The organism is Streptomyces sp. NPDC020996 (genome assembly GCF_040641355.1).
In the GTDB taxonomy this organism is placed as follows: Bacteria; Actinomycetota; Actinomycetes; order Streptomycetales; family Streptomycetaceae; genus Streptomyces.
In genome coordinates this window covers 17,109-42,607 of sequence record NZ_JBFADM010000019.1, presented here as the reverse complement: position 1 = coordinate 42,607, position 25,499 = coordinate 17,109, and the positions used below count along the sequence as shown (strand labels likewise).

At 73.6% G+C, this 25,499-nt stretch carries 21 protein-coding genes; 15 read left to right on the top strand and 6 right to left on the bottom strand.

What is annotated here, in order from left to right:
• Positions 1–28 precede the first annotated feature (28 nt).
• A complete protein-coding gene (locus tag AB0G63_RS16150; RefSeq protein ID WP_360750273.1) occupies positions 29–898 on the bottom strand; it encodes a class II glutamine amidotransferase in 870 nt (289 codons plus the stop codon).
• Positions 899–1,098: 200 nt separating this feature from the next.
• Here AB0G63_RS16150 and AB0G63_RS16145 point away from each other — a divergent pair, with 200 nt between their 5' ends.
• Together AB0G63_RS16145 and AB0G63_RS16140 are read left to right on the top strand one after the other, a co-directional pair.
• Positions 1,099–2,073, top strand: a complete 975-nt coding sequence (locus AB0G63_RS16145; RefSeq protein ID WP_360750271.1) for a Rieske (2Fe-2S) protein — start codon at positions 1,099–1,101, stop codon at positions 2,071–2,073.
• A gap of 210 nt (positions 2,074–2,283) precedes the next feature.
• A complete protein-coding gene (locus AB0G63_RS16140; protein WP_360750269.1) occupies positions 2,284–3,531 on the top strand; it encodes a glutamate--cysteine ligase in 1,248 nt (415 codons plus the stop codon).
• An 85-nt stretch (positions 3,532–3,616) separates the two neighbouring features.
• Here the strand turns inward: AB0G63_RS16140 and AB0G63_RS16135 are convergent, their stop codons facing one another.
• The 4 genes from AB0G63_RS16135 to AB0G63_RS16120 all read right to left on the bottom strand — a co-directional run bounded on the left by AB0G63_RS16135 (position 3,617) and on the right by AB0G63_RS16120 (position 10,023).
• The gene (locus tag AB0G63_RS16135) at positions 3,617–5,395 is read right to left on the bottom strand and encodes a stealth conserved region 3 domain-containing protein (protein WP_360750267.1); all 1,779 of its coding nucleotides are present in this window, start codon (positions 5,393–5,395) and stop codon (positions 3,617–3,619) included.
• A 13-nt stretch (positions 5,396–5,408) separates the two neighbouring features.
• A complete protein-coding gene (locus AB0G63_RS16130; protein ID WP_360750265.1) occupies positions 5,409–7,106 on the bottom strand; it encodes a stealth family protein in 1,698 nt (565 codons plus the stop codon).
• Positions 7,107–7,354: 248 nt separating this feature from the next.
• Positions 7,355–8,647 carry a cytochrome P450 gene (locus AB0G63_RS16125; RefSeq protein WP_360750263.1) on the bottom strand — a complete coding sequence of 431 codons (1,293 nt, stop codon included), beginning with the start codon at positions 8,645–8,647 and terminating at the stop codon, positions 7,355–7,357.
• Between the two features lie 20 nt (positions 8,648–8,667).
• Positions 8,668–10,023 carry a glutamine synthetase family protein gene (locus AB0G63_RS16120; RefSeq protein WP_360750261.1) on the bottom strand — a complete coding sequence of 452 codons (1,356 nt, stop codon included), beginning with the start codon at positions 10,021–10,023 and terminating at the stop codon, positions 8,668–8,670.
• A gap of 350 nt (positions 10,024–10,373) precedes the next feature.
• Here AB0G63_RS16120 and AB0G63_RS16115 point away from each other — a divergent pair, with 350 nt between their 5' ends.
• The 10 genes from AB0G63_RS16115 to AB0G63_RS16070 all read left to right on the top strand — a co-directional run bounded on the left by AB0G63_RS16115 (position 10,374) and on the right by AB0G63_RS16070 (position 20,486).
• Complete coding sequence (locus tag AB0G63_RS16115) at positions 10,374–10,562, top strand: ferredoxin (protein ID WP_324786024.1); 189 nt, start codon at positions 10,374–10,376, stop codon at positions 10,560–10,562.
• 4 nt (positions 10,563–10,566) lie between these two features.
• Positions 10,567–11,778, top strand: coding sequence for an FAD-dependent oxidoreductase (locus AB0G63_RS16110; protein WP_360750260.1), 1,212 nt, complete (start codon positions 10,567–10,569; stop codon positions 11,776–11,778).
• A gap of 10 nt (positions 11,779–11,788) precedes the next feature.
• The gene (locus tag AB0G63_RS16105) at positions 11,789–12,595 is read left to right on the top strand and encodes an acetoacetate decarboxylase family protein (RefSeq protein WP_360750258.1); all 807 of its coding nucleotides are present in this window, start codon (positions 11,789–11,791) and stop codon (positions 12,593–12,595) included.
• A gap of 34 nt (positions 12,596–12,629) precedes the next feature.
• Positions 12,630–14,093 carry an aldehyde dehydrogenase gene (locus AB0G63_RS16100; protein WP_360750256.1) on the top strand — a complete coding sequence of 488 codons (1,464 nt, stop codon included), beginning with the start codon at positions 12,630–12,632 and terminating at the stop codon, positions 14,091–14,093.
• Positions 14,086–15,003 carry a 3,4-dihydroxyphenylacetate 2,3-dioxygenase gene (locus AB0G63_RS16095; RefSeq protein WP_360750254.1) on the top strand — a complete coding sequence of 306 codons (918 nt, stop codon included), beginning with the start codon at positions 14,086–14,088 and terminating at the stop codon, positions 15,001–15,003. The genes AB0G63_RS16100 and AB0G63_RS16095 overlap by 8 nt, the downstream gene beginning before the upstream one ends.
• Before the next feature lie 11 nt (positions 15,004–15,014).
• Positions 15,015–15,860, top strand: coding sequence for a fumarylacetoacetate hydrolase family protein (locus AB0G63_RS16090; RefSeq protein ID WP_360750252.1), 846 nt, complete (start codon positions 15,015–15,017; stop codon positions 15,858–15,860).
• A 28-nt stretch (positions 15,861–15,888) separates the two neighbouring features.
• Entirely contained in the window at positions 15,889–16,518 is a 630-nt protein-coding gene (locus AB0G63_RS16085) for a TetR family transcriptional regulator (RefSeq protein WP_360750250.1), read from the top strand.
• Between the two features lie 161 nt (positions 16,519–16,679).
• Positions 16,680–18,137: an APC family permease gene (locus AB0G63_RS16080; protein ID WP_360750248.1), complete on the top strand. Its 1,458-nt coding sequence runs from the start codon at positions 16,680–16,682 to the stop codon at positions 18,135–18,137.
• 154 nt (positions 18,138–18,291) lie between these two features.
• Positions 18,292–19,782, top strand: a complete 1,491-nt coding sequence (locus AB0G63_RS16075; RefSeq protein ID WP_360750246.1) for an aldehyde dehydrogenase — start codon at positions 18,292–18,294, stop codon at positions 19,780–19,782.
• Positions 19,779–20,486, top strand: a complete 708-nt coding sequence (locus AB0G63_RS16070) for a gamma-glutamyl-gamma-aminobutyrate hydrolase family protein (RefSeq protein ID WP_360750244.1) — start codon at positions 19,779–19,781, stop codon at positions 20,484–20,486. The genes AB0G63_RS16075 and AB0G63_RS16070 overlap by 4 nt, the downstream gene beginning before the upstream one ends.
• Before the next feature lie 404 nt (positions 20,487–20,890).
• On the opposite strand, the gene AB0G63_RS16065 is transcribed toward AB0G63_RS16070, so the two are convergent.
• The gene (locus tag AB0G63_RS16065) at positions 20,891–21,466 is read right to left on the bottom strand and encodes a MarR family transcriptional regulator (RefSeq protein ID WP_360750242.1); all 576 of its coding nucleotides are present in this window, start codon (positions 21,464–21,466) and stop codon (positions 20,891–20,893) included.
• Between the two features lie 172 nt (positions 21,467–21,638).
• Here AB0G63_RS16065 and AB0G63_RS16060 point away from each other — a divergent pair, with 172 nt between their 5' ends.
• From AB0G63_RS16060 to AB0G63_RS16050, 3 genes are all read left to right on the top strand, one after another.
• Complete coding sequence (locus AB0G63_RS16060; RefSeq protein ID WP_360750240.1) at positions 21,639–21,911, top strand: hypothetical protein; 273 nt, start codon at positions 21,639–21,641, stop codon at positions 21,909–21,911.
• Positions 21,912–22,345: 434 nt separating this feature from the next.
• Positions 22,346–23,797, top strand: a complete 1,452-nt coding sequence (locus AB0G63_RS16055) for a hypothetical protein (protein ID WP_360750238.1) — start codon at positions 22,346–22,348, stop codon at positions 23,795–23,797.
• Between the two features lie 656 nt (positions 23,798–24,453).
• The gene (locus AB0G63_RS16050; protein ID WP_360750236.1) at positions 24,454–25,422 is read left to right on the top strand and encodes a DUF2249 domain-containing protein; all 969 of its coding nucleotides are present in this window, start codon (positions 24,454–24,456) and stop codon (positions 25,420–25,422) included.
• The last annotated feature ends 77 nt before the right edge of the window (positions 25,423–25,499 follow it).

Sequence of the window (25,499 nt, the reverse complement as noted above, 5' to 3'; positions counted from 1 at the left end):
CAGGCGGGGCCGGGCGGAGGGTGCCGGCTCAGGCCGCCTGCTGCGAGGCCGCCGCCTCGGGGCGCAGGTCGTCGAGGGTGAGCGGGTGGGCGGGGGCGTGCGGCACGACGTGGTGGCGGGTGGGGCGCGGACCGGCGCCGACGTGGAGGAGCTCGCCCGGTTCCATCAGACGCCAGTCGGGGTTGTCGTCCATGCGTTCGCTGGCGACCACGACCGAGGGGTGGACGGCCAGGTCGGCGGAGTGGACGCGCATGCGTCCGCCGGTGCCGCTGTGGTCGAGATGGCGGGTGCCGTGGCGGCCGCCCGGCGGGCGCTCGAGGACGTACAGCTCGTGGGTGTCGGGGTAGCGCAGCGCCCACAGCCGGTCGGAGGTGATCAGGACCAGGTTGAGCGCGAAGAGTGGCAGGTTCCCGGCGATCCAGCGGGCGGCGCTCTCGATGCCGGCGCGGACGTCGCCGCCGCGGGCCCGGGTCTCCCGGGTGATCAGGGCGAAGAACCGCTCCGAGTCGGTGTCGCCCCGGACCAGTGACCGGTCCGGGCCGAGGTGGTCGTCGAGCGCGTCGAGGCCCTCGATCACGCCGTTGTGCGCGAACAGCCGGCCCTCCTGCGCGAAGGGGTGGGTGTTGCGGGCGTCCAGGCTGCCCGTCGAGGCGAAGCGCACATGGGCGAGGAAGGTGGCCGACTGCACCCGCCGGGCGTCCTCGGCGAAGGCCCGGTCCGCGTAGGCGGCGATCGGCGCCTTGTCGACGCGCGGGGTGCCGTCCGGCGCGAAGTAGCCGAGGCCGGTGCCGTCGGGGTCGCGACGGCTCTGCAGGCTGAGACTGTCGGGGGCGTCCAGCAGCCAGAAGGTCGCGTGGGTGCGCCGGGGCGCGCTGCTGAGACCGAACAGGCGGCACATCGCCTCTCCTCTCCCGATGACTTCCGATGACTCCCGATGACCCCCGATGACTTCCGATGACCCCCGATGACGGGTCCCGCCGGGCGGCGAGCCGGGTACCGCGCCCCCGCCGGCCCACACCGCGCCGCCGGGGGAGGGGCCGCGGACCTGCGGCGCGCCGGCTTCGTTTGCCCTCCGGGCAGGGGGAAACCCGGCTGCGTATGAACACAAGGCGACGCCACTCGCGGACACGGCAGAACCGGCTCCTGAGCCTGCTGGACCGTCTGGAGCGGGGGCAGCGGGCCGACCCGGTGATCGACACACTCCAGAAGGGGGTACGGTCCCTGCCGCTGGGGCGCGGCAGGGACGTCCTGCACGGCCGGTGGATCGGGCACCCGGTCCATCCGCCCATGGTGCAGGTGCCCATCGGCAGCTGGCTGTCCGCCGCGGTGCTGGACCTGTGGCCGGGCCGCTCCCGCGAGGCGGGCCTGCTGGTCGGGGTCGGCCTGGCCACCGCCGCTCCCGCCGCCCTGGCCGGCGCGACCGACTGGGCGGAGCTGCACCGTCAGCAGATGCGCGTCGGACTGGTGCACGCGGCGGCGAACGTGACGGCGGTCGGCCTGTACGCGGCCTCGCTGGCCTGCCGGCTCACCGGCAGGCCGGGCGCGGGACGGACGTTCGGCTTCCTGGGGCTGACGGCCGTGGGAGCGGGCGGTCTGCTGGGCGGCCACATGGCGTACCGGCAGGCCGCGGGCGCCAACCACGCCGAAGAGGTGCCCCACGTCGTCACCCAGGGCTGGCACGCGATCGGGTCGGTGGACGAGTTCCCGGCCGGCCGGGCCGTGCGGCGCACGGTGGACGACGTGCCGGTCATGGTGGTGCGGGAGCTCGGCGGGGAGATCCACGCGCTGGCCGACCGGTGCAGCCACCTGGCCGGACCGCTGTCCGAGGGCACCATCGACGACGGATGCGTGCAGTGCCCCTGGCACGGCAGTGTCTTCCGCCTCGCCGACGGCTGGAACGTCCGCGGGCCCGCCACCGCACCCCAGCCGTCCTTCGACACCCGCGTCACCGACGGCCGGGTCGAAATCCGCCTGCGCCGGCAGGACGGCGAGGTCCGCACCGGCGACGGCCAGGCGTCCTGGTACCGGAGCGGTGCCGGGGCCGGGCCGGCCGCGCGGGGGCAGGACGGCTGACCGTCGCCGGTACGCGACGAGACGCCCGTACGCCTGCGCGAAGAGACACACGTACGCGAAGGGACGAGCGTCCCTGCCGGGGACGACGACACCCTTTGCCGCTCATCTGTGCGGTGATTGCGTCAAACGGGCGTGATCGCGCTTACGCGGACTCGTCCTGGGCACCTGGGGGTGGCACACACTCGGGCAACACCTTCAAGGAGAGCGACCGTGAACCCTGGTCTCGGTGTGGAGGAGGAATTCCACGTCCTGGAGGTGGAGAGCGGCCTGCTGGTGCCGCGCGCCGACGCGCTGCTGCGCCGGCTGCCCCGGCGCAGTTTCCAGGCGGAACTGCACCAGTCCACCGTGGAGTCCAACAGCGGCGTGCACACCTCTCTGCACGAGCTGTACGCCGACCTCGCCGGCCTGCGCGGGCGCCTGGACGCGGCCGCCTCCTCGCTGGGCCTGGCGGTGGCGGCCGCGGGCACGGCGCCGCTGGCGCCCGCGTCCTCCGGGCACCCCACCGCGGACGCCCGCTACCGCCGGATGGTCGAGGAGTACCGGAAGGTCGCCGACGAGCAGCTCATCTGCGGCGCCCAGGTCCACGTCGACGTGCCCGACCGCGACACGGCGGTGCGGGTCATGTGCGCGGTCGCCCCCTGGCTGCCGGTGCTGCTGGCGCTGTCCGCCAGCTCGCCGTTCTGGCAGGGCGCCGACACCGGGTACGCCAGCTGGCGCACGCTGCTCTGGCAGCGGTGGCCCACCGCGGGCCCGGCCGGCTGTTTCCCGACCGCGGCCGACTACGACGCCGCGGTGCGCGACCTCGTCCGGGCCGGGGTCATCACCGACCCGGGGATGATCTACTACGACGTCCGCCCCTCCGCCCATCTGCCGACGCTGGAACTCCGCCTCTGCGACGCCTGCCCGCGAACCGAGACGGTGGTCCTCGTCGCCGGACTGTTCCGCGCCCTGGTGACCTGGGCGCGGCAGCGGCTGCAGGCCGGCCGCGCAACGGAGTGCCCGGGCCGGCACGAGTGGCTGCGCGGCGCCTCCTGGCGGGCCGCCCGCTCCGGCCTCGAGGGCACCCTGGTGGACCCCGAGACCCGTCGCGAGGCCCCCGCCGCGCAGGTCGTCCGCAAGCTGCTCACCCGGCTGCGCCCCGCCCTGGAAGCCCTCGGCGACCGGCAGACCGTCGAGGCACTCACCCGGGAGGCCCTGGCCGAGGGCAGCGCCGCTCAGCGCATGCGCCGCAAGGCGCAGGGGGAGGACCTGCTCGCCTGCGTCGACATGCTGATCGCCGAGACCCGCGGCGAGCGCCGGAACCGCGGGCCGCGCCCGGCCGGCCCCGGACGCGTTCCGTCCCCCGGCGCCGGCGCGCCCGGCGCGTCCCCGGGCGCCGGCGCGCCCGGCGCGTCCCCGGGCGCCGGCGCGCCCGGCTCCTCCTCCGGCTCCGAGGCCGCGGAGATCATCGGGACCTGACAGCCGCGCCGCAGCGGCCGTAGCCGTAGCCGTAGCCGTAGCCGTAGCCGCGGCCCCGTGCCCGGCCGGTCCCTCCCCGTCCGGCTCATCCCGCCCGCAGGTGGCGTACCGCGGGCGGCGCGTGGCGGTGCGCGGTGGCCGCGGGCGTGGCTTCGAAGCGGCTCGGGAAGGGGTACTTCCGCTCCAGGAAGGCGTGGATCGCCGCCCTCGCCGTCGCCCTCGCCGCCGGGGCGGTGTCGACGTCGTTGAGGCAGAAGAAGTCGACGTCCTCGCCCGCCTCCAGCCGGGCCAGGCGCCGCCGCATGTCCGGCGTGCCCAGTTCCACGTAGCGGAAGCGGTAGTCCGCCGGGACGGCACGGCCGGTCGCGATCGCCCAGTGGTGGTGGAGCGTGGACGCCGGGGCGACGTCGCGGACCGAGCGGAAGCGCGAGGCGGCGGTGTGCTCCAGTTCCTCGATGCCGAAGCCCTCCATCTCGCGCATGACGGACAGCAGCTGGGGATGCGGGGTGTGCAGCGACTTGTGCCTGGCCTGCCTCCCGTGGAAGCGCCTGATCACCTCGCGGGCGTTCTTCCCCGCGGAGTTCGGGGCGGGCTCCAGCGGATGTGGGGCGCCCACACCGAGCTTCAGCGGGGACAGCGGGATGCGGGCGATGCCGTTGCCGTGGAAGAAGCACTCGGCGCGCACCGGGCGGTTGATGAAGACGTCGTCGTTGAAGTAGAGGTAGCGCTCCGACAGGCCCGGTATGTGGTGCAGCCGGCTCTCTATGGCGTGCGAGTTGAAGACGGGCAGCGCCTCGGCCGGGAGGATGTCCCGGTGGTCGACCACGGTCAGGCCCTCCGCCTCCGGATCCAGCCAGTCGGGCACCTGCGAGTCGGTCACCAGGTAGACGTGCCGGACGAACCCGGCGTACATCTCCAGCGAACGCAGCGCGTACTTCAGCTCGTCGTGGCTGGTGTACCGGGAGGCGCCGGTCTCGCGCGGGGCGATGCCGCTGTCGCCCGGGCTCAGGTGGGCCCGGCGCTTCGCGGCCATCGCCGGGTCGTCCCCGTCCACCCACGTGTACACGGCGTCCACCGGGAAGCGCACCTCGTCCAGGCCCGGCTCGGCGAACGCGGCGAACGTCGGCACGCTGCGACGGCGGCCCGCCACCGCGGCGGGCAGCTGCGCGGTCGCCGGGACCACCTCCGACACGGCGTTGCGGCGCGGGGCCACCAGCGCCGGGCCGAAGACGTCCCCCAGCCGGCTGCCGGGCACCGTCAGCCAGGACGGATCCGTGCCCAGGTCGCGGCCGCGGCGCCAGAACTCGACGTCGCACCCCGCCTCCAGGCCACTGAGCACCTGCCCTCCGGGTCCGAGGCGCACCACGCCCGTGCGCAGCACGGTCGCCCGGCGCAGCGCCCGCGGCAGCTTCCTGTCGGCCCACAGCGCGGCCCGCGTCACGGTCCCGTCCGGGCCGACGGCGCCGGCGTAGCGGGCCGTGCCGGCGAAGCGCTCCGCGGCCCGGGCGAGGACGGCGCCCCGGTGCGTCTCCTCGACGCCGATCACCCGGCGCGGCACGCCGTCCGTCTCCTCGACGGGCACCAGGAAGTAGGGGACGCCGGCCGCCTCCAGCAGGGCGCACACGTCCTCGAGGTCGGCGTCGGCGGCGTCCGCGGCGGTGTAGCCGGCGACCGTGCGCCCGTACAGCGGCAGCGGTCCGCAGGACACGCGGCGCAGGCCGGGCACGGCGGCCCGCAGGCGCCGGCGGGCCCGGGCGGAGCGCAGCGCCCAGAGCCGGGCCCACAGCCAGAGTCTCAGGCGGGCCAGGAGATCCCGGGCGGCCCGCAGCCCCTCGGAACCCGTGAAGCGGTGGCGGATGTCCATGGACGCGGCCCCGTCAGTTCTGCTTCTCGAAGCGGCTGGGGAACGGGAAGTAGTCCTCCAGGAACTCGTGCATCCGCACGCCGACCCGCTCCCGCTCCTCCGGCGGCACGTCGACGTCGTTGAGGCAGAAGAAGTCGAAGCGGCGGGTGCGGCGCAGGTCGGCCAGGCGGGCCTCGGCGTCCGGGCGGCTGATGTTCACGTACCGGAAGCTGAACCGGCCCGGCACGCCGCGGCCGGTCATCAGCGCGTACTGGTAGAGCAGCGGCGCCGTCATCGCGATGTCCTGCGGCGAGCGGAAACGGGAGGCCGTGGTGCGGGCGACGTCCTCGGCGAAGAGTTCCTCCAGCTCCTGAAGCGTCGCGCGCTGCTGCGGCAGCGGAGTGTGCATGAAGTTGTTCGTCGTCATGCGCCCGAACTTCTCCAGCAGCAGCCGCCGGACGTTCTTGCTCGCGGAGTTGGTGGCCGTCTCCTCGGCGTGCGGCTTGCCCACGCCGATCTTGAGCGGGGACACCGGGATCCTCATCAGACCGCTGCCGTGGAAGAAGTGCTCCGCGGTGACCCGGCGGCCGACGAACACGTCGTCGTTGAAGTACAGGTAGTGGTCCGACAGGCCCGGGATGTGGTGCAGCCGGGTCTCGATCGCGTGCGAGTTGAACACCGGCAGGACGTCCTGCGGGAAGATGTCGCGGTGGTCGACGACCGTGATCCCGTCGGCCCGGTCGTCGAGCCAGTGCGGCTTCTGGCCGTCGGTCACGAGGTAGATGTGCCGGACGAAGTCGGCGTACATCTCCAGCGAGCGCAGCGAGTACTTCAGCTCGTCGTGGCTGGTGTAGCGGGAGGCGTTGGTCTCCTTGTCCAGGATCTCGGCGGTGCCGCGCTCCTGGTACCGGGCCCGCTTCGCCCGCATCCCGGGCTCCTCGCCGTCGACCCAGGTGTATACGACGTCGACCGGGAAGGTCACGTCGTTCACCGTCGGCAGGGTCAGCGGGGCGAAGCTCGGCAGCTCCCGGGCGCCGACCCGCACGGTGGCAGGCTTCTGCTCGGACGCCGGCAGCACGTCGGTGATCCCGTTGTTGCGCGGCGCGACCAGGGACTCGGCGAAGACGTCCTCGGACGCCTGCGGCTGCACCTTGGCCAGGCGCCGCGGCCCGTCGTCGGAGGCGAGGAGCTGCGCCCCGTCCTCCCAGAACTCCACGTCGCAGGCCAGCTCCGGCCCGGCGAGCAGCTGGCCGGCGGGACCGAGGTGGTTCTCGCCGACGCGCAGCGTGGGCGCCGTGCGCAGTCCGGCCGGCAGGGCGCCGTCCATGAACAGGGCCGGGTGCTTGAGCTGACCGCCGGGCAGCGGCCTGCCGATGAAGACCGCCTTGCCCGCGTTCCGGGCCTCCAGGGCGGTGAGGAAACGCTCCCGGTCCACGGCGTTCACCCCGACCGTGTGCCGTACCCGGGACGACGGCACGAGGAAGTAGGGGATGCCCTCCTGCTCCAGGGCGGCGATCACCAGGTCGAGGTTGGCGGCGGCCGCCTCGGCGGCGGTGAACCGGGTCACCACCCGTCCGTAGAACCGCTGGCCGCGCACCGCCACCGGACGTAGCACCGGATCCGCGACCGCTGCCCTGCGGCGCCGCCGCATGGTGCGCAGCTGCCACACCCTCTCGGATGCCTTCCGCTCGACTCGCGGCCGCATCCGCCGGGCAAAAGAACGCACGGTCACGCTCGGGGCTCCTCTTCCTCACTACTGAACATCCCTGCGCTAACCAGACAGCCGCGCGTGGTGAATGGTTGTAGAAGATTTCCCCGAGAATTAACGATTGTGAGGGGAGGCACATAGGTGATTCATCACCGGCTGTGCTAGCCGACGACCTCGGCGGCCGCCCCGGAAACGCCGGCCGCCGCCCCGGCGGAGGAGCGGCGGTCGGCGCAGGAGTGGCGCACTGGCGGAGGAGCGGCGGTCCTGCCGGTTCAGGCGAGCGTGACCTCGACCGGCAGCTGCTTGATGCCGTTGACGAAGTTCGAGCGCACCCGCGGCACCTCGCCGGCCAGCCGGATGTCCGCCAGCCGCGGGATGAGCTCCTCGAACATGATCCGGATCTCGGCGCGGGCGAGCAGGTTGCCCAGGCACAGGTGCGGGCTGCCCTTGCCGAAGGTGATGTGGTCGTTGTTCTGCCGGGTGACGTCGAAGTCGTAGGGGTTGCCGAAGACCTCCTCGTCGCGGTTGCCGGAGGCGTACCACATGACGACCTTGTCGCCCTCCTTGATGTGCTTGCCGTTCAGCTCCACGTCCCGGGTCGCGGTGCGCCGGAAGTGGTAGACGGGGGACGCCCAGCGCAGGAACTCCTCGACCGCCGTCGGGATGAGCGACGGGTCGTCCCTGAGCCGGGCGAGCTGCTCGGGGTGCTGCAGCAGGGCCAGCATGGAGTGGGTGATGGTGTGGCGGGTGGTCTCGTTGCCGGCCACCACCAGCAGCAGGAAGTAGTTGTCGAAGTCCTGCGCGGAGAGCGGGACGCCGTCCTTCGGCGTGGTGTTCACCAGCCGGGACACCAGGTCGGTGCCGTCGCCGCCGCGTCGCTGCCGGGCCAGTTCGCGTCCGTAGGCGAAGACCTCCAGGGAGGCGGGGGAGCGGAAGGGCAGGTCGCGGTACTTCTCGCTCTCCTCGCTGTGCAGCAGCACGTCCGCGTAGTCGGGGTCGGTGTTGCCGATGATGCGGTTGCCCCACGCGATGAGCTGCTGGTTGTCCTCCGGGGGCACGTCGAGGAGGCGGGCGAGGACGTTGATGGGGAAGTCGGCGGAGACCTCCTTGACGAAGTCGAAGCGTCCCTTGGCCAGCGCCGCGTCGAGGGTCCGGGCGGTCAGGCCGCGCAGGAAGTCGGTGTAGCTGCTGATCACGCTCGCGCCGAACTGGCGCTGGATGAGGCTGCGCAGGGCGCGGTGGCGGACGCCGTCCAGCTCCAGGACCGAGGCGCGCTTCTTGATCTGGTCCTCGTCGAGCTCCTCGAGGTTGACGAACTTCGAGGAGGTGAAGGTCTCGGCGTCGCGGTCGACGCGCGCGATGTCGGCGTGCCGGGTGACGGCCCAGAAACCGGAGTTGGGCGCCTCCTCGGGCTGCCAGTGCACCGGGTCCTCGTGACGCAGGGTGTGGAACATGCGCCAGGGGGTGACGCCGTCGGTGAAGTTGTCGAGGTTCGCGAGGTCGACGTCGGCCAGGGGCACCGGTTCGGGCACGGCGTCGGTCACGGGCGGGGTGGTGATGCTCATGGGGTGTGGGCTCCTCGGTGTCACAGGTGGTAGGCGTACTCGGTGAACTCCCAGTCGGTGACGTGCCGTTGGAAGCGTTCGACCTCGTTGCGCTTGTAGGTGAGGTAGGAAGAGGTGAAGGACTTGCCGAGCAGCTCGGTCAGGTCGGTGTCGGCCTCCAGGGCGTCGAGCGCGGCCGGCAGGGTCGTCGGCAGCATGGCCGCCCTGGTGGTGTCGTAGCCGTAGCCCTCCAGCGGGGCGGGGGGCTCCTCGCCGGCCAGGACGCCCAGCAGCGCGGCGGCGGTGGTCGCGGCGACGGCGAGGTAGGGGTTGGCGCTGGCGTCGCCGAGGCGCAGTTCGAGGCGGGCTCCGGAGCCCCGCTCTGGCGGGATGCGGACCATCGCGCTGCGGTTGTCCATGCCCCAGTCGATCAGCCAGGGGGCGAGGGTGTCGGGGCCGAAGCGCTTGTAGGAGTTGACCGTCGGGTTGAGCAGCGCGGCCAGCGCGGGCGCGTGGGCGAGGACGCCGGCGACCGCGTGCCGGGCGGTGGCCGACAGGCCGTGGGCGCCGGAGGGGTCGTCGAAGGCGTTGCGGCCGTCCGGGCCGGTACAGGAGAAGTGCAGGTGGAAGCCGGAGCCGCCCGCGTCGTTGAAGGGCTTGGCCATGAAGGTGGCGAGCCTGCCCTCGCGCCGGGCCAGTTCCTTGACCGCGGCCTTCAGCCGGAAGGCCCGGTCGGCGGCGGAGAGGGCGTCGGAGTGCAGCAGGTTGATCTCGAACTGCCCGCCGTCGAACTCGTGGTTGCCGCTGAGCACCCCGATGCCGAGGCCGCGCACGTGCCGCAGCGTGCGCAGCAGGTGGTTGTCGGGGTCGGCGCGCAGGCCGGCGGTGTAGACGACGCCGCCGGTGGTGTCGTAGCGCCGCCACCCGGCGGCCGTCCCGGGGGCCGGCTCGCACAGGAAGTACTCCAGCTCGGGGCCGACGACCGGGCTCAGCCCGTGCCGCCGGCACCGGTCGAGGACCGAGTGCAGCAGGTCGCGGGGTGACTCGGGGGCCGGCTGTCCGGTGGCCGGGTCGACGACGTCGGCGAGGCAGGCGGCGACGCCGGGTTCCCAGGGCAGGGCGACCAGGGTGTTCAGGTCGGGCTGTACGGAGACGTCCGGCAGACCGGCGTCCAGACCGCCGCTGACCGGGACCACGTCGCCCTGCGGGGTGGTGTGGTAGACGGCCCGGCAGAAGGCGAGCCCGTGCTCCACGGCCCGGGGCAGGTCCTCCAGCAGCACGTCGCGGGCCCGGTCGGTGCCGATGAGGTCGGGATACGTCACCCGGACCACGTCGATGCCGTCGGCGGCGAGCCGGTCCATGTGCCGGCGGACTTCTGACAGGTCTTGAGCGCTCACCGTTGTCTCCTCGGGCGGACGGCGGGACACCTCCGGGACCGGACGTCCGGGAGGCGGGTGGCGTGGGGAGAAGAGGGCCGGGGCGCTTCTGCGGGAGGCGGCCTCCCGGCCAGTTGTTTGATGCCAAACGGTAGGGAGGGGTGAACCTGACCGCAAGGGGGACGGGGAAAGAATTTATCCAGACGGATAGCTCTTGACCAGGGGGTACCCCCTGCCTACCTTGTTTGAAGCCAAACGAGTTGGGGGTGCGGTCTCCGCGCCCCTTTGGCCGGGGCCCGGGCGTTCCGCGGCCGGGCCCCTCTTCTTCTTCTCTCCCTCTCCCTCGCTCCCGTTCCCCAGGAGGACCGGCCATGAAGGTCGTCGTCGACATGAACAAGTGCCAGGACCACGGCCAGTGCGTCTTCGCGGCCCCCGACGTCTTCTCCATGGACGACGCGGGACACCTGGTGTACGTCTCCGAGCCCGACGCCGCGCTGCGCGACGAGGTCGAGGAAGCGGCCGACGTGTGTCCGCTGCAGGCCATCCGGATCGAGGGCTGACCCGATGCCGTCCGGACGCATCGTCGTGGCCGGCGCCTCCATGGCCGGCCTGCGCGCCGCCGAACAGCTGCGCGCCGCCGGCTGGAGCGGAGCGATCACGCTCGTCGGCGAGGAACCCCACATGCCCTACAACCGGCCGCCCCTGTCCAAGGAGGTCCTGGCCGGCAAGGCGCCCTTCGAGTCCCTGGCCTTCCGCCCCCGCGCCGAGGTGTCCGACGCCGAGTGGCGGCTGGGCACGAAGGTCGCCGCCGCCCGGCTCGCGGACCGGACGGTCTCCCTCGACGACGGCTCGACGCTGCCGTACGACGGGCTCGTCGTCGCCACCGGCATGCGGCCCAGGCGCCTGACCTGCCCCGGCCCGGTCCTGGGGCGGCACACCGTGCGCACCCTCGCCGACGCCCGGGGACTGCGCGAGGCGCTCACCCGGCCCGGCGCGCGGGTCGTCGTGGTGGGCGCCGGCTTCATCGGCTGCGAGGTCGCCGCGACCGCGGTGGGCCTCGGGGCCGCCGAGGTGACGGTCGTGGACCCGCTGCCGCTGCCCATGCTCGGCCCGCTCGGCGACCTGCTCGCCCGGGCGCTGCTGAAGCGGCACCGGGAGCGCGGCGTGCGCTTCGCCCTCGGCACCGGAGTGTCCGGCTTCACCGGCGAGGACCGGGTCACCGGCGTGCTGCTGGCCGACGGGACCGTGCTGCCCGCCGACGTGGTCGTGGAGTCGGTCGGCTCGATCGCCAACACCGAATGGCTCGACGGCAACGGCCTCGACCTCACCGACGGCGTGCTGACCGACGGCATGCTGCGCGCCGGCGGCCGCCCGGAGGTCGTCGCGGTCGGCGACGTCGCCCGCTTCCCCAACCCCCGCTACGACGGCGTGCCGCGCCGCGTCGAGCACTGGTCCATCCCGACGGACACCGCCAAGCATGCGGCGAGGACCCTCCTGGCCCATCTGGCCGGCACCGAGGAACCGCCGGCGCCCTTCGCGCCGCTGCCGACCTTCTGGAGCGACCAGCACGAGTTCCGGCTGCAGTCCTTCGGGTCGCCCGTCCTCGGCAAGGACGACGTACGCGTCCTCGACGGCGACCCGGACGGGGACGTCCTCGTCGGCTACCACGCCCACGGCCGGCTCGTCGGCGTCGTGGCGCTCGGCGGCCGGGCCGCCGCGGCCGCCGCCGCCCGATACCGCGCCGAACTGCTCAAGCAGCCCGCCCTCACCGCATAAGGAACCCCCAGTGACCAGTGTCCGTGGATACTTCCCTCCCAAGACGGCGACCGGCGCCTCGTCGCTGATCCCGTCGCCGCCGTGGCGCTACTCCGGTGACCTGCTCACCGTCGAATACCGCACGGACCCCGCCAGGGTGCGCGAACTGCTGCCCGAACCGCTTCAGCTCGCGGACGACGACCCCGGCGCGGTCGCGCTGATCTGGGCCGACTGGCAGTCCTGCTCGGCCTCCGGCGCGGAACTGCTCGATCCCGTGCTCTCCCAGTACAAGGAGGCCTTCGCGGTCGTGCGCTGCAAGTACCGCGGGCAGACGTACTCGCGCTGCGTGTACATCTGGGTCGACAAGGACTTCGCGATCGCCCGCGGACTGCACCAGGGCTACCCGAAGAAGTTCGGCTCCATCCACCAGACGCGCCCGCACCCGTTCGGGCCGGCTCCGCGGATCGAGGCGGGGGCCCGCTTCGGGGCGACGCTCGCCGCGGCGGACCGGCGGCTGGCGCAGGCCGTGGTGACGCTGCGGGAGCCGTCGGAGACGAACGGTTTCGTCAACGGCCACCCCATGGCCCACCACCGCTGGCTGCCGTCGATCGAGAAGGGCAAGGGCCTCGCGCTGGACGAGCTGGTCGAGTCCGGCGCGGCGTCCTTCGAGGCCGGGCCGGCCTGGCGCGGCGACGCGGAACTCGAACTGTTCGAGGCGCCCACCGAGGAACTGGCCAGGCTGGAGATCCGCGAGCCGATCGCCGCGTACTACCGCCAGGTCGGCGTCGTCTGGGACGGCGGCCGGCTGCTGGAGTCGAACACCTCCGGGGCCGAGTGACCTCCGCACACCGCACACGACTGGGAGACCGGACATGACTGACCACACGCTCACGGTGGCCGGGGTCGCCGTCGACACCCGGCACTTCATCGGCGGCGAACGCGTCGCCTCCGACGCCACCTTCACCGACTTCTCGCCCATCGACGGCAGCGTCCTCGGCGAGATCGCCCGCGGCGGGGCCGCCGAGGCGGAGGCCGCCGTGGCCGCCGCCAAGGCCGCCTTCCCCGCCTGGGCCGCCACCCCCCGCGCGGAACGCGCCCGCCTCCTGCACGCCGTCGCCGACGGCGTCGAGAAGCGCCTGGAGGACCTGGCGATCGTCGAGACCTGCGACAACGGCGCCCTGCTGCGCTCCCACCGCCGCGGCGTCATGCCGCGCGTCGCCCACAACTTCCGCTTCTTCGCCGACTGGCTGCTGAAGCTGGAGCACGAGGACTTCGAGACGCGGGGCCACACCAACCACGTGAGCTGGGACCCGGCCGGACCCTGCGTGCTGATCACGCCGTGGAACGCGCCGCTGATGCTGGCCACCTGGAAGGTCGCCCCGGCTCTCGCGGCCGGCGACACCGTCGTCCTCAAGCCCGCCGAGTGGTCCCCGCTGACCGCGTCCCTGCTCGCCGACATCGCCGCCGAGGCCGGCCTGCCGGCCGGTGTCCTCAACGTCGTCCAGGGCTACGGCGCCGAGATCGGCGACCCGCTGACCTCGCACCCGGACGTGCGCCGCATCAGCTTCACCGGGTCGGTGCCCACCGCGAAGCGCATCTCCGCGTCGGCCGCGGCCAACCTCACCCCGCTCAGCCTGGAGCTCGGCGGCAAGTCACCCCTGCTGGTGTTCGCCGACGCCGACCTCGACCTCGCCGTCGACCTGGCGGTGGAGCAGTACGACAACGCCGGGCAGGTCTGTCTCGCGGCCACCCGCATCCTCGTCGAGGAGCCGGTCGCCGAGGAGTTCACCCGCCGCTTCGTGGCGAAGGCGTCGCGGCTGACGCAGGGCGACCCGCGCGACGAGGCCACCGACATCGGCCCGAACATCCACCCCCGGCAGCTGGAGAAGATCGACGGGTTCGTGCAGCGGGCGCTCGCGGCCGGCGCCCGCGCGGTCATCGGCGGGCACCGCGGGGAGGGCCAGTACTACGCGCCGACGCTGCTCACCGACGTCGCCCAGGACTCGGAGATCGTGCAGGAGGAGGTCTTCGGCCCGGTGCTTACCCTGCAGACCTTCAGGGACGAGGACGAGGCCGTCCGGCTGGCCAACGACACCCGCTTCGGCCTGGCCGCCACCGTGGCCACCGGCGACCGCGAGCGCGCCGAGCGCGTCACCGCGCGGCTCGTCGCGGGCACCGTCTGGGTCAACTGCTTCTTCGTCCGCGACCTCCAGGCCCCCTTCGGCGGCTCCCGCCACTCCGGCGTGGGCCGGGAGGGCGGCACCTGGAGCTTCGACTTCTACTGCGACCTGAAGAACACCGTCACCGCACCGAAGGGCTTCCACGACCATGGGTGAGATCGCCGGGGCGGGCCTGCTCGCCCACGTCCCCACCATCGTGCTCCCCGAGCAGGACCGGCTGGCGCTGAACGAGGGCAAGGAGATCACCCTCGTCACCGGTCTGCGGGAGCTGCGCAGGGACGTCTTCGAACGTGACGACTACGACACCGTCGTCGTCCTGGACTCGCACTGGGCGACCACCGTCGAGTTCGTCGTCACCGCCCAGCAGCGGCGCGCCGGGCTGTTCACGTCCGAGGAACTGCCGCGCGGCATGTGCCGGATGCCGTACGACTTCCCCGGCGACCCCGAACTCGCCCACAACGTCGCCTCCTTCGCGGAACGGCACGGCACCTGGATCACCGCGATCGACGACGAGTACCTGCCGATCTTCTACGCCACCACCAACCTGTGGAAGTTCCTCGGCGAGGGACTGCCCGACAAGCGCTGGGTGACCATCGGCGTCTGTCAGACCGGCGACATGGAGGACCACCTGCGCCTGGGCCGCGCGCTGGCCGACGGCATCGCCGCCACCCCGGGCCGCCGGGTGCTGCTGATCGCCTCCGGCGCCCTCTCGCACACCTTCTGGCCGCTGCGCGAGCTGCGCGACCACGAGGCGAGCGACCCGGCGCACGTCTTCACGCCCGAGGCCCGCGAGGCCGACCTCGAGCGGATCGCCTGGTTCAAGGAGGGCCGCCACGACAAGGTCCTCGACACCATGGACGACTTCTCCCGGTACAAGCCCGAGGCGAAGTTCTTCCACTACCTGATGATGGCCGGCGCCCTCGGCGAGCAGGCGTGCACCGCGAAGGCCCGCCAGTACGGCGAGTACGAGAACTCCATCGGCACCGGCCAGGTGCACCTCTGGTTCGACCGCCCCGCCGACGGCTGGACCGGCGCCGGCCTGCCCACCCCCGACAGCCGCAGCTAGGAGCCCTTCCCATGCCCGAATACCGCCGCATCCTCCTCGACGGCGCGGCCGTCGAAACCGTCGTCGACGGCGACGAACTCGTCGCCGGGGACGGCCGCCGCGTCAAGACCGACGACGCCCACCACCTGCCCCCGGTCGTCCCCTCCAAGGTGATCGCCGTCCACCTCAACCACCGCAGCCGCGTGGACGAGTTCCGGATCGGCCTGCCCGACACCCCCACCTACTTCCACAAGCCGACCTCCTCCCTCAACTCCCACCGGGGCGCGATCGTCCGACCCGAGGGCTGCAAGTGGCTCAACTACGAGGGCGAGGTCGCCATCGTCATCGGCCGCACGGCGCGCAACATCGCCCCGGCCGAGGCGGGGGAGTACATCGCCGGGTACACCGTCGCCAACGACTACGGCCTGCACGACTTCCGCGACACCGACGCCGGCTCCATGCTCCGCGTCAAGGGCTCCGACACCCTCTGCCCGCTCGGCCCCGGCCTGGTCACCGACTGGGACTTCCACGGCAAGCGACTGCGGACGTACGTCAACGGGGAGGTCGTGCAGGACGGCTCCACCGACGAGATGACGTGGGACATGCACTACCTCGTCGCCGACATCGCCCGCACCATCACCCTGTACCCCGGAGACGTGCTGCTGTCCGGCACCCCGGCCAACTCGCGGCCCGTCCAGCCCGGCGACGTCGTCGAGGTCGAGGTCGAGGGCCTGGGCCGCCTGACCAACCACATCGTCACCGGCCCGACCGCCATCCGCACGGACGTCGGCGCGCAGCCCACCGAGTCCGAGGAGGTGCTGTCCACCGCGCTCGGCGGCGACTGGGAGTTCCGTGGCATCCGGCCTCCGCGCCGCTGAGCCGGCCCGCCCCGGTAGGGTCGGGCGCATGACGGAGTCCGCCGAGACCTCGCAGCAGCCCCGCTCCCGGTCGCGCAAGAAGCGGCTCGGTTACGGAGAGGGGCGCGAGGCGCTGCTCAAGGCCGCCGTGCGGGTGGTCGCGCGGCGCGGACTGCGCCACCTCACCTACCGGGCCGTCGCCGAGGAGGCCGGGGTCACGCACGGTCTCGTCGTCCACCACTTCGGCTCCCGCGACGCGCTCGTCGAGGAGTCCCTCGCCTACGCCGTGCGCGTCAGCCTGAGCAGCAGCCTGCTGGAGCCGGGCACCGGACGGCCCGAGGACTTCGTCACCGGCGTGCCGGAGATGGTGGAGCAGGACGCGGACGGTCAGGCGTACCAGTACGAGCTGCTGCTGGAGGCCCGCCGCCGGCCCGAGCTGCTGCCGCGGGTGCGCGAGCGCTACGACGAGTACTTCGAGGCCTCGCGGCGCGAGCTGGCCCGCATCCTGCCCGACGGCGCCTCCCCGGCCTTCAACCGGCTCGTCTTCGCCGCTCTGGACGGCCTCGTGCTGCACCAGCTCACCGGCCTGGGCGACCGTGCCGACACCGAGGCCGCCCTCGCCGAGCTGCGCTCCCTGCTGAGCGCGCTCGCCGAGCGGCCGCCGGCGGCCCGCGACTGAACGTGCCCGGCACGACACCCCCCGTCGCGGCTCGTGGCGGGGGGTTTCCCATCCGTAAATTCCTGTCCCACCCCCTTGTCAGATGGATAGTTCCCACTCACGATGGGGCAACTCGTTTGGCTCAAAACGAAACTTCTTCCCTTCCTCAGCAGGTGATCCGAGTGGACAGTCAGACGGTCGACGCCTCCCCGCAGACCGCGGAGGGCACCCGCCCCGCCGCCACCCTCAAACGCAACGCCCTGGGCGTCCTGGGCATCCTCTTCTTCGTCCTGTCCGCCCAGGCGCCGCTCACCGGCATCGCGGGAGCCGTCCCGATCGCCGTCGCCATCGGCAACGGCCCCGGAGCCCCGGCCGCCTACGCCCTGGCCGGTGCCGTCATCCTGCTGTTCTCGGTGGGCTTCGTGGCGATGGGCCGGCACGTGGTGAACGCGGGCGCCTTCTACACCTACATCGGCAAGGGCCTCGGCCGGACCACCGGCAGCGGCAGCGCCGCCGTCGCCCTGTTCGCCTACTGTACGGTGCAGGCCGCGATGTACGGCCTGTACGGCGTCACCGTCTCCGGCCTGGTCGGGCACTACACCGGCGTGCAGACGCCCTGGTGGGTGTGGGCGCTGGTCACCATGGTCGTCGTCCAGGTGCTCGGCGCGGCCGGCATCGAGATCGGCGCCAAGATCCTCGCCGTGTTCGTCCTGGCCGAGTTCAGCATCCTGCTCGCCTTCGCCCTGGTCACCCTCGTCAAGGGCGGCGGTCCGGAGGGCCTCGGCGTCGCCGACACCTTCTCCCCGGGCGCCGTCCTGCAGGGCGCGCCCGGCGTGGCCCTGATGTTCGCCGTGGCGTCCATGTTCGGCTTCGAGGCCACCGCGATCTACGGCGAGGAGGCCCGCACCCCGCACAAGACCGTGCCCCGTGCCACCTATCTCTCCGTCGCCGTGGTCACCGGCTTCTTCGCCTTCATCTCCTGGATGCTCGTCTCCTCCTACGGCCCCTCCAGGGCCACCGCGGCCGCCGGACGCGCCCTCGCGGGCGGCGACTCCACGGTGTTCGTGTTCGAGCCGATCGCCGACCAGTTCGGCGGCTGGGTCTACGACGTCCTGCCCGTCCTGCTCGCCACCTCCCTCTTCGCCGGCATCCTCGCCTTCCACAACTCCGCCAACCGCTACCTGTTCTCCCTCAGCCGCGAGGGCCTGCTCCCGGCCCGGCTGCGCTCCCTCAACTCCCGGCACGCCCCCTGGACGGCGGGCGTCGTGCAGACCGCGATCGCGGTGCTCCTGGTCGTCCCGTTCGCCCTGGCGGGCAAGGACCCCGTCCTGACCCTCTTCTCCTGGTTCAGCGGCGTCGGCGTCCTCGCGTGCATGCTGCTGTACTTCCTGACGTCGGTGTCCGTGATCGTCTTCTTCCGCCGTTCACGCCTCGACACCCGGCCCTGGAACACCCTGATCGCGCCCGCCCTCGGCGCCCTGGGCATCGCCGCCGTGATCTGGATCGTCGTCGCGAACTTCACCACCCTCATCGGCGGGGACCCCGCCACCGCCACCTGGCTCGTCATCGCCGTACCCGCGGTGCTGCTGCTGGGCGCCGGCGCCGCGCGCGCCGTCCACGCCCGGGCCGCCGCCCGCTGAGGCACCCCACCGGGCCCGGCCCCTCCCGCAGACCCGCCGGGCCCCCTCTCCGCCGCTCCCGTACTCCCGCCGCTCCCGTACTCCCGCTGCTCCCGTACTCCGGTGATCCTGTACTCGGGCATCGCCGCCCTCCCGTACTCCTGGACGGAAACACATGCTGGACGTCACCCACGACGACCTGCTGCGCCACGCCAAGGCGCTCGACCTGCCGGCGCTGCACCACATCGACGGAACCGACGAACCCGGATCCGGCGCGACCTTCGCGGTCGTCTCCCCACGCGACGGGCAGATCCTCACCGAGGCCGCCGACGCGGGGCAGGCCGAGGTCGACCACGCCGTCGCCGCCGCCCGCCGCGCCTTCGACTCCGGCCCCTGGCCCCGCCTGGCGCCCGCCGACCGCGGCCGCGTCCTGCTCCGCATCGCCGACCTCCTCGAAGAAAGACGGCAGGACCTCGCCCTCACCGTCACCCTGGAGATGGGCAAGCCGATCACGGACGCCCACGACATCGAACTGCGCGCCGCGATCAACACCTTCCGCTGGTACGGCCAGCTCGCCGACAAGCTCACCGACGAGTCCCCGCACACCGCCCCCGACGCCCTCGCCCTGGTCACCCGCGAACCCGTGGGCGTGGTCGGCGCCGTGGTCCCCTGGAACTTCCCGCTGACGCTCGCGAGCTGGAAGGTCGCACCGGCCCTCGCCGCGGGCTGCACGGTCGTGCTGAAGCCGTCCGAGTCCTCCCCGCTGTCCGCCCTGCTCCTCGGCCGTATCGGCACCGAGGCCGGACTGCCGCCCGGCGTCCTGAACGTCGTCACCGGCGACGGTCCCACCGCCGGCCGAGCCCTCGGCCTGCACCCCGGCGTCGACGTCCTCGCCTTCACCGGATCGACGGCCGTCGGCCGCCACTTCCTGCGCTACTCCGCCGACTCCAACCTCAAGCGGGTCTGGCTGGAGCTCGGCGGCAAGTCGCCCAACATCGTCCTGCCCGACGCCCCCGACCTGGACAAGGCCGCGGCCACCGCCGCCTGGGGCATCTTCTTCAACCAGGGCGAGATGTGCACCGCCCCCTCCCGGCTCCTGGTCCACTCCTCGGTCGCCGAGCGCGTGACGGACGCGATCGTGCGCCGCGCCGAGGAACTCCGGCTCGGCGACCCCCTCGACCCGGCGACCGAGATGGGCGCGCTGGTGGGGCGGGCCCATCTGGAGCGCGTACGCGACCATGTCGCCACCGGCCGTGCGGAGGGCGCCCGCCTGCGCACGGGCGGCGAACCCGCCCTGGCGGAGACCGGCGGCAGCTACCTGCGGCCGACCGTCTTCGACCGCGTCGAACCGGGCATGCGGCTGGCCCGCGAGGAGATCTTCGGCCCCGTCCTGTCGGTGCTCAGCTTCGACGACCTGGACGAGGCGGTCCGCCTCGCCAACGCCACCGAGTACGGCCTCGCCGCCGGCCTGTGGACGTCCGACCTGTCCACCGCCCACCGGGTCTCCCGCGCCCTGAAGGCCGGCACCGTCTGGGTCAACTGCTACGAGGAGGGCGACCTGACCGTCCCCTTCGGCGGAATGAAGCAGTCCGGCAACGGCCGCGACAAGTCCGCCCACGCCCTGGAGAAGTACACCGAACTCAAGACGACCTGGATCCAGTTGTGACCCGCCCGCTCATCGCCGTCCCCGCCCGCTTCTCCGCCACCACCTCCGCCCTGCGCTTCGCCGCCGAGGTCAACGCCCGCGCCCTGGTCGAGGCGGTGTGGCGGGCGGGCGGCGAACCCGCGACCATCCACCCCGCCGAGGACGGAGTGGAACAGCGGCTCGCCCGGTTCGACGGCGTCCTGCTGCCCGGCGGCGGCGACCTCGCCCCGCACCGCTACGGTGCCGCCGACACCCACGACACCGTCTACGACGTCGATGACCTCCAGGACTCCTTCGACCTCCAGGCCGCCCGCCACGCGCTGGCGTCGGGCCTGCCCCTGCTGGCCATCTGCCGCGGGCTGCAGGTCGCCAACGTCGCGCTCGGCGGCACCCTGGAGCAGGACATGGGCGGCCCGGACCTGGACCACCGCCACCGCGTCCACCCGGTCCGCGTCCGGCAGGGCACTCTCCTCGAACGGGCCCTGGGCACGGACAAGCTGGACGCCTCCTGCTACCACCACCAGCGGGTCGACCGACTCGGCAGCGGCCTCACGGCCGTCGCCACGGCCGCCGACGGCACCGTCGAGGCCCTCGAAGCGACCGCCGCGCGGGGCTGGTTCGTCGCCGTCCAGTGGCATCCGGAGGACACCGCCGAACAGGACCCCGTCCAGCAACGGCTGTTCGAGGCACTGGTGGAGTCGGCGCGTATGCGCGGCCGCGCCTGACGAGTGGGCCGGGGTCAACCGGCCGCAGCCAGCCGGCCGGTTGACCCCGGCGAGACCGGCCTGGCGGACGCCGGCCGGCCCGGAGTCGCCGGCCGGAACGGACGGGTCGCAGCTGACCGGTTCGGAGCTGACCGGTTCGGGGCGTTCGGTGCGGTACGGACGGCCCGGCGCTGACCGGCCCGAAGTCGACCGGCCCGAAGTCGACCGGCCGGAGCCGACTCGTCGGAACTGACCGCCGCGGTGCGACGGGTCGGAGCCGGGCGGTGCGGGGCGGCGCGGGGTGGCCGGTCGGCGCTGACGGGTTTTAGGCGTTCGGCGCGGGGTGGCCGGTCGGCGCTGACCGGCGCGGGACGACCGACCCTGGGCGACGGTCGGAGCCGGCCGGGCGGCCGGGGTGTCGTCGGTCAGGTCGTCCTCGGTCGGCGGCCGCTGCGCCGCGGCGCGGGTTCCGCTCCGCCCAGCAGTTCCCGGCGGCGCTCCTCCCCGTACTCCTCGACCTGCCGTACGACCTGCCGCAGCCCCTCCGCGAGACCGCGGCACTCGGCGTCGCTCAGGCGGGCCGTGACGAAGGCCTCCTCCTCGTTGAACTCGGGGAAGACCCGCCGCATCAGATCCTCGCCCTTGTCCGTGAGGCTCAGCAGCACCAGCCGGCCGTCGCTCGGATGGGCGGCCCGCCGCAGCAGGCCCCGCGACTCCAGCGTGCGCGCCACCCCGGTGAGCGTGCCCTTGGAGATGCCGGCCTCGTCCGCCACGTGCCGGGTCTCCGACTCGCCGAACACCCACACCACCCACAGCACGACGAACGCCGTCCAGGTCAGGTCCGAGCCGCGCAGCACGGAGTTCTCCAGGTGCTGGCGCACCGCGGACGCGGCCCGGTAGATGTTGGCCACGGCCGCCATCTGCTCCCGGCGGATCGGGAACCCGCCGAGCTTCGCCGAGACGAGCGACTCGGTTTCCGTGATGGATCGCTGACCGGGCACGGGCGGCTCCTTCGGGTCCTGCGCCAAGAACCGCACGGCCGGCGGGCGCCGTACGGTCGTTCGGCCTCAAATTGTACGGAGGTGATCGAGGGCGCCCGCCAGGGCCCGCGCGGGCCGCACTCTCACCCGTGTGGGTGATCTTGGGTGCTCGGATCGCGGGTACTCGCGCACGGTGACTGATCCAGGTGGACCGCCGCCGGAGGTGCGGCTGCTGATCGAGCGGATCGTGTCCGCCGTACGCAAGGGCGACGACACCCGCGTACAGATCCTGCTGTGCCGCTTCGCGCACGAGGCCGACATGGGGGCCGCCTTCATGCTGCGGCAACGGTTGCTGCACGACCCGCCGGACGGACCGGGCGGCGAGACAGGCGACGGGGCGGACGACGAGGACGGCGGGATGCGCCCCGGCCGGTTCCCGCCGCACCTGGCCGAACACCTCAAATGATCACCACATGGCCGCGACGCTTCGGGGTACATGGAGCCTGCGCGGGCCGGAGGGCGATCCGGTCCGCGTCCCCGGTGCCACGCACCGGGGAGGCCCCGTGACCGGTCGGCGGGTCACGGGGCGGCGGGCCGTCGCCGGGGTCAGCCCCGGCGACGGCAGTCGGGCCGAAGCCGCCCCCCTGCCTCAGCGGCGAGCCGGGCGGTCCGTGTCCGTCAAGTCCCCCTGCGTGCGGCGTGATTGCTCCACGACGCCCTGACCGGTGCGCCGAGTTCGACGAGCCTCGGCCGAGCGGGAACTGAGAGTCCGCCGGATCGTGAACGCCCTGACGCGGGAAGGGGTGAGGGCCGCTCATCCCGCCCGCGTGGTTACGGTAGCGTAGGTTACGGAACCGTAAGTACGGCTTCCGGAGCCGGCGATCACACCTGCGAGGACTCATGCGCACATCCCGGACGACAACCGACCTGCCGTGGCTGATCCAGGGCGGAATGGGCGTGGGGGTGTCCGGCTGGCGCCTCGCCCGCGCCGTCGCGCGCACCGGGCAGCTGGGTGTCGTCTCCGGCACCGCTCTGGACACGCTGCTGATCCGGGTGCTGCAGAGCGGCGACCCCGGCGGTCACCTCCGGCGGGCGCTGGCCGCCTTCCCCGTGCCCGAACTCGCCGACGCCGTCCGGCGGCGCTACTTCGTCGAGGGCGGCATCGGGGCCGGGGAGCGGTTCGCGGCCACGCCCCGGCTCACCGCCGACGAGGCGTGCCCGGCACGCTCGCTGACCGTCGTGGCCAACTTCTGCGAGGTGTGGCTGGCCAAGGAGGGCCACTCCGGGCCGGTCGGCGTCAACTACCTGGAGAAGGTCCAACTCGCCACGGTCCCCGCCATGTTCGGCGCCGTCCTGGCCGGCGTGGACTACGTCCTGGTGGGCGCGGGCATCCCCGCGCAGATTCCCGGAATCGCCACCCGGCTCGCCCGGCTGGAGCCCGTCACCGCGCGCGTGGACGTCGAGGGCGACGACCGGCCCGCCGAGCTGTGCTTCGACCCGGCCTCGGTGCTGGGCGGGGCGCGGCCCGGACGACTGCGCCGTCCCGACGTCCTGGCCATCGTCTCGCTGCCCGCCCTGGCCTCGTACCTGTGCCGTTCCCCGGAGACCACGCCGGACGGCTTCGTCGTCGAGGGCCACCGCGCCGGCGGGCACAGCGCGCCGCCGCGCGGGCCGCTACGGCTGGACGAGGACGGCGACCCCGTCTACGGCCCTCGCGACACCCCGGACTTCGCCAGGATGGCCGCGCTCGGCCTGCCCTTCTGGATCGCCGGCGGCCAGTGCGGGCCGGAACACCTGCGGCGGGCCCGCGCGGCAGGCGCCGCCGGCGTCCAGCTCGGCAGTGTCTTCGCGCTGTGCGAGGAGTCGGGGCTCGACGCACGGCTGCGGCGGGAGCTGGTGGCACGCCGGCTCCGCTCCGAGCTGACCGTGCGCAACGATCCCGCGGCCTCCCCGACCGCCTTCCCCTTCAAGATCGCCGATCTGCCCGGCACGCTGGCCGACCTCGCCGTCGGCGCGGCCCGCCGCCGGGTCTGCGACCTGGGCTACCTGCGCACCCCGTACCGCTCCGAGCGCGGCACCCTCGCCTACCGCTGCCCGGCCGAGCCGCGCGCGGCCTACCTCCGCAAGGGCGGCGCCGCCGAGCAGACGGAAGGGCGTCAGTGCCTGTGCAACGGCCTGCTGGCCGCCGTGGGACTGGGCCAGCGCCGCCCGCGCGGCGCGGTGGAGCCGCCCGTCGTCACCATCGGCCAGGACCTCGGCTTCCTGCCGCGGATCGCCCCCGAAGGCCGCCCGTACACCGCCGAGTCGGTGGTCCGCTGGCTGTCCGCCGGCCTGACCGCGACGGCCGCGTGAGCGCGACGCCGGCCGGCCGCTGACGACTGGCGCCGCAGGACGGCAGACCGCCACCTCCGTACCGCGCACCCGCCGGCCGGCCGCGGTGTCGGCCGTGGTGCCGGGCGCGGTGCCTGCCGTGGTGCCTGCCGTGGTGCCGGCCGCGGGGCTGACCCTCAGGGACGGCCCGGCGTCGGCGCCGCCGCCGGCTCCGGCTCGTGGAGAGGCCCTGCCGTGCGGCGGGGGAGCAGCAGCGGGGAGGCTACCGGCGCCGACGCTGTCCCACCCGGGCCGAAGATCCCTTCCGGGGCGGCCGTTAGGCCCTGTTCCGCGGGCCGAAGCGGGGGCCGGGGGGCCGGGGCCGGTGGACCGTCCGGCCCAGGACCCGGCGTGGGCGGCGCGATGATGCTGGTCACCGACCGGCCGGGAGCCACCGGACCGTCGGGTACGGCTGCCCGGCCACGTCTCCTCGTGTCCAAGGGTCGCGGCAGCGCGGCCCCGGCCCGGTCGCCATCCGGTCGTCCCACCCGTCGTGCCGGATGGATGTCCGCCACGCCCCGGCGTCGGCGCCCCGCTCAACGCCGTCGGCGGGAGTGCCGGCCGCGTCGGGGCGTGGCGGACGAGTCGGCCCACCGCACTGGCCGGAAACTCCGGCCGTGAACCGCTGGAGGCAAGCCGTGAGTGCTCTCACCCTGGCGTCGGCGCCCGAGGACGCCGCCGCTCTCGAGGCGGCAGAGACACACCGCGCCCTCCTGGACGGGGAGTTGGCCGGACGGGTGACGGCGCTGCTCGCCGCCGCGGACCAGGAGCCGGGGGCCGTCGGGCGGATCCGCGCAGGCCTCGTGGCCTTCTGCGAGCGCGAACTGCTGCCGCACGCCACCGCCGAGGAGGCCGTGCTCTATCCCGCCGCGCGTCGGCTGCCCGACAGCCGGCTGCTCATCGAGAGCCTCATCGCCGAACACAGCTGCATGATCGCGCTCGTCGACGCCCTGCGCACCGCGTCACACCCGACCGGCGCGGCGGCCGACGCCCGCGCCCTTCAGGTGCTCTTCGAGGAGCACGTCGCCAAGGAGAACGGTCTGGTGCTGCCGCTGCTCGCGGTGGCGCCGGGCGTCCGACTCGCCGCGCTGCTCGGCGAGTTGCACCAACGGCTCGCCGACGACACGACGCCCGACGCCACCCCCGCGCCCCGGGCCACCGAAACGCCCCCGGCCACCGAAACGCGCTGGGACACCGAACCGCCCCCGGCCACCGAAACGCACTGGGACACCGAGAAGCACCGAGACACCGAGACGCCGCCGGACGCGGCGGAGGCGGAGGCCGAGACGGAGGCCGAGACCGAAGCCGAGACCGAAGCCGAGGCTGGGCAGCAGGGCGGTTGCGGCGGAGCGTGCCGCTGCGGCGGCGGCGCCCAGGACACCGAGGTGCCCGAACTGGACGTCCGGTCGGTTCCGCACGCCCTGCGCCACGCCGCCGTCCTCGGCGCGCTCGGCGCCGTCCCGGCCGGCCGCGCGCTGGTGCTCGTCGCCCCGCACGATCCGCGGCGCCTGCTCGCGCAGATCGAACGGCGCGACCCGGGACGCTTCGCGGTGGAGTACCTGCAACGGGGTCCCGAGACCTGGCGGCTCCGCCTCGGCCGCGACTGACCCGGCACAGCACAAACCCGCGGACGCCGACCCGTCCCGGTCCGCACGCACTCACGGACGATCGGGTCGCCCGCAGT

Bases quoted from the DNA above. Each gene is read 5' to 3' on its own strand.
- AB0G63_RS16135 (WP_360750267.1), bottom strand. From the start codon at position 5,395: ATGGACATCCGCCACCGCTTCACGGGTTCCGAGGGGCTGCGGGCCGCC.
- AB0G63_RS16090 (WP_360750252.1), top strand. From the start codon at position 15,015: ATGCCCGAATACCGCCGCATCCTCCTCGACGGCGCGGCCGTCGAAACC.
- AB0G63_RS16110 (WP_360750260.1), top strand. From the start codon at position 10,567: ATGCCGTCCGGACGCATCGTCGTGGCCGGCGCCTCCATGGCCGGCCTG.
- AB0G63_RS16095 (WP_360750254.1), top strand. From the start codon at position 14,086: ATGGGTGAGATCGCCGGGGCGGGCCTGCTCGCCCACGTCCCCACCATC.
- AB0G63_RS16100 (WP_360750256.1), top strand. From the start codon at position 12,630: ATGACTGACCACACGCTCACGGTGGCCGGGGTCGCCGTCGACACCCGG.
- AB0G63_RS16085 (WP_360750250.1), top strand. From the start codon at position 15,889: ATGACGGAGTCCGCCGAGACCTCGCAGCAGCCCCGCTCCCGGTCGCGC.
- AB0G63_RS16150 (WP_360750273.1), bottom strand. From the start codon at position 898: ATGTGCCGCCTGTTCGGTCTCAGCAGCGCGCCCCGGCGCACCCACGCG.
- AB0G63_RS16145 (WP_360750271.1), top strand. From the start codon at position 1,099: ATGAACACAAGGCGACGCCACTCGCGGACACGGCAGAACCGGCTCCTG.
- AB0G63_RS16125 (WP_360750263.1), bottom strand. From the start codon at position 8,647: ATGAGCATCACCACCCCGCCCGTGACCGACGCCGTGCCCGAACCGGTG.
- AB0G63_RS16075 (WP_360750246.1), top strand. From the start codon at position 18,292: ATGCTGGACGTCACCCACGACGACCTGCTGCGCCACGCCAAGGCGCTC.
- AB0G63_RS16055 (WP_360750238.1), top strand. From the start codon at position 22,346: ATGCGCACATCCCGGACGACAACCGACCTGCCGTGGCTGATCCAGGGC.
- AB0G63_RS16115 (WP_324786024.1), top strand. From the start codon at position 10,374: ATGAAGGTCGTCGTCGACATGAACAAGTGCCAGGACCACGGCCAGTGC.